3 protein-coding genes are annotated in these 2,949 nt (G+C 62.4%); 1 reads left to right on the top strand and 2 read right to left on the bottom strand.

Features of this window, described 5'->3' with window-relative positions; genetic code table 11:
• Positions 1-740, top strand: a 740-nt coding sequence (locus EOA29_RS31250; RefSeq protein ID WP_127222076.1) for a formate--tetrahydrofolate ligase, incomplete at its 5' end; no start/stop codon positions are given.
• Positions 741-810: 70 nt separating this feature from the next.
• On the opposite strand, the gene EOA29_RS31245 is transcribed toward EOA29_RS31250, so the two are convergent.
• Together EOA29_RS31245 and EOA29_RS31240 are read right to left on the bottom strand one after the other, a co-directional pair.
• Entirely contained in the window at positions 811-2,124 is a 1,314-nt protein-coding gene (locus EOA29_RS31245; RefSeq protein ID WP_127222075.1) for a hypothetical protein, read from the bottom strand.
• A 396-nt stretch (positions 2,125-2,520) separates the two neighbouring features.
• Positions 2,521-2,949: isochorismatase family protein (locus tag EOA29_RS31240; protein ID WP_127222074.1), on the bottom strand; the 429-nt coding region annotated here is incomplete at its 5' end.

The following is a 2,949-nucleotide window of genomic DNA, read 5'->3' as shown; positions in this document are numbered from 1 at the left end:
TCGACATCAAGTGCCGCAAGGCCGGGCTCCACCCGGCGGCGGCCGTCATCGTCGCCACCGTGCGCGCCATGAAGATGAATGGCGGCGTCAAGAAGGAAGACCTCGGCAAGGAGAACATCGAGGCGGTCAGGAAGGGCTGCCTCAACCTCGGCCGCCACATCGAGAACGTGAAGCAGTTCGGCGTGCCGGCGGTGGTGGCGATCAACCACTTCACCACCGACACTGAGGCCGAGATCCAGGCGATGAAGGACTTCGTCAAGGCGCAGGGCGCCGAGGCGATCCTGTGCAAGCACTGGGCGCAGGGCTCCGCCGGCATCGAGAACCTCGCCCGCAAGGTGGTCGAGATCGCCGAATCCGGCGCATCACAGTTCTCGCCGCTCTATCCCGACGAGATGCCGCTGTTCGAGAAGGTCAACACAATCGTCAAGCGCATCTATCGCGGCGACGAGGCGATTGCCGACAAGTCGATCCGCGACCAGCTGCATGCCTGGGAGCAGGCCGGCTACGGCCACCTGCCGGTCTGCATGGCCAAGACCCAGTACTCTTTCTCGACCGACCCGAACCTGCGCGGCGCGCCGACCGGCCACACCGTGCCGGTGCGCGAGGTCAGGCTTGCGGCCGGCGCCGGCTTCGTCGTCATCATCTGCGGCGAGATCATGACCATGCCCGGCCTGCCCAAGGCACCGTCCTCGGAAAAAATCTTCCTCAACGAGGCGGGCCAGATCGAAGGCCTGTTCTAAACATCTATCGAGCTGAAAATGACCAAGGGCGCCGCGCTGCCGCGGCGCCCTTTTTTCTTGCCCGGATTTCTCAAGCCACCGTCGAGGAACCGAACTTCTTGATGCCCGCGACCGACATGCTGACGAACTGATCGAGGATGGTGAAGAAGATGTCCAGGCTGAAGCCGAACAGGAAGGCGAAGGTGAACAGGCTGAAGCCTATTCCCGTGACCTCGCCGCCGAGCTTGGTTCCCGGCGCCATGAACCATGCGAGGATCATGCCGGCCAGCGCGCCAAGCGCGATGCGATGGATGAGCCGGGCCAGCGTTGGATTGGGTAAGAGCGGGTTCAGGATCATGCGCATGTGGAACATGATCCCGCCAAGAGCGCCGTAGAGCGCGGGCAGGATCCACAACGCATAGGGGCTGAGGACCTCGCTGAGGGTCTTGGCCTGCAGTGTCAGCGTCGAAATCGAATTCGGCGTGATGGTGATGACGCCTTCGCATTGCAGGCTGCGCGTCGCTTCGTCGAAATCGGCGTTCACATCCTCCGCCAGGCCTGCCGTGTCCGTAGCGCTGACGACCTGTGTTCTGCCTCGAGTGTTGCCGCCGCTCTTGCAGTCGAAATCCGACTGCTTCAGCGGCTGACTGCTCCCGGCCTCGCCGTCTTGCATTGCGGGCGCGACTTCCTGGCCGCAGAATTGGTTTATGGCCATCTGCCGGGGGCTCGGAAAAGCGGTCGATGCCCCTGCACCGGCTGGCGAGGTGGAAAGCTTGCAATAGGTCCACTGCATGCCCCAGATCGGGAATGGCGCCTCCTGCGTCATGAAGCCTTGCGCCCTTACCAACAGCGAGGAAAAACGCTGGTCGAGCGAATGCAGGCTGTCGACGGAATTGTAGTATGCGTCCTTCAGCAACGTCAGGTCGGTCGTCGAGGCCTGCTGGGTCGTGGCTGAGCTCAGTTGCCTCTTCGTCGCCCAGACCTGCCTTATCGATTGTCCGAAGCGGGCGCTGAAGTCGTTATTGTCGATCTCCTGCAGCTCGGCATTGATCGAAACGCCTCTGTTGTAGACATAGGTGAGCTTGCCGATGACGATCATCATCGTCACGGACAGGGCGACGAGAAAATAGGTCGCGACGGCGGTCCGGCGCGACATGTCGCCGGGCGACCAGCCCGACCGCAAGGCCGCCAGGGTGGAAAAAGGCACGGTGGCTGAGCAATCGTTCAGTATTGTCTGGAGATTGACCACAGCAGGTTGGCTGGCGGTCGCATCATCGAGCTTTTCGGCATCGCCGATGGCTGCGAACAGAGCGCTGTCCTTGAATACGCCGTAGCGGCCGTAGCTGGCGACAAGCTTCGCGTCCGCAAGCAGGCCGGAAACAAGGGGATCTTTGGATGTCGTCATCGTAGCCCCTCGGACGACTAACCAAGGTAGCCCGGTACGAAACCGTACTGGGACGGGCATCCACAGGCGTAGCCGGGAGGCCCGGGCGGCTGCGCCCAGCACCAGAAGAACTGGGTGACGCAGATGGTTCCCCGAGCATGCGGGGGAAGTTGCGCGAAGGCGGGCCACGGCAACAGCGCGGCAGCGGCGGCCAGCGCCAGAACAACCATGGTATGTGCAACGCGCGCTTTCACGTCAGCCCCCAGCCAATCGCGCTTGTTCAATGCATCATCACTCTCCAGAAGTGCTGGGCTTACTTCTGTGAAGTGGGTCACGTTTTTCTTGCATTACTTTCTACACCAAGAAAAAGGCGCCGCATTGCTGCAGCGCCTTTTAATCTTCCACACAGGCCCGGGTTTAGGCCGCGTTGCGCGCCAGCGCCCGCTGGTTCGACGCATGGATCGTGTCGCGTTCCGGCAGCGTGCCGGTCCTCAGGCAGTCGATCCATTCGGCGGTCTTCAGCACCGCGGCGAAGCGCGACTGCAACACCACGCTCACCACCCGATGGATGTCCTCGGCCGACGCATAGCCGGCTCGGTTGGCGTAGTGCACAGAACCGCTGGCGTCCGAGAGGAACTCGACCGCAAAGCCCATATGCACGGCGTGGATGATGGTCGACAGATCGCAATTGTGCGTCATGTAGCCGACGACCGCGATCGTATCGATGCCGTTGGCGCGCAGCCAGTCTTCGAGGTCCGTGCCGGTAAAAGCGGAGGGCAGCGTCTTTTCGACATAATGGTCGCGGGCGCGCCTGGCGATTTCGGGATGCAGCTCGCCGCCATGGCT

This window comes from Mesorhizobium sp. M1E.F.Ca.ET.063.01.1.1 (genome assembly GCF_003998155.1).
Lineage (GTDB): Bacteria > Pseudomonadota > Alphaproteobacteria > Rhizobiales > Rhizobiaceae > Mesorhizobium.
This window is presented reverse-complemented; position numbering and strand designations above follow the sequence as displayed.